Origin of the sequence: Nitratidesulfovibrio sp. 1201_IL3209, assembly GCF_036763125.1 — a bacterium.
In the GTDB taxonomy this organism is placed as follows: domain Bacteria; phylum Desulfobacterota; class Desulfovibrionia; order Desulfovibrionales; family Desulfovibrionaceae; genus Cupidesulfovibrio.
The window spans coordinates 1-255 of sequence record NZ_JBAIYT010000122.1 but is presented as its reverse complement, the minus strand read 5'-3'; the positions used below and the strand labels follow the sequence as shown (position 1 = coordinate 255).

General features: G+C 56.1%; 1 rRNA gene. It reads right to left on the bottom strand.

Annotated elements, in window-relative coordinates:
• A 23S ribosomal RNA gene (locus V6B97_RS17345) occupies nucleotides 1-255 on the bottom strand; the annotation flags it as partial.

Here is a 255-nt window from a genome sequence, read left to right as displayed (position 1 = left end):
CCTTATGCGTTTGCACTCGACGCCTGGTTTCCGATCAGGCTGAGGGAACCTTTGCGTGCCTCCGTTATTGTTTGGGAGGCGACCGCCCCAGTCAAACTACCCACCAGACACTGTCTCCACCCCGGATGACGGGCATGGATTAGAGCCTTAGACTTGCAAGGGTGGTATTTCAACGGTGGCTCCCCCCATACTGGCGTACAGGGTTCACAGCCTCCCACCTATCCTACACATGCAAGCCCAAAACCCAATGTCAAG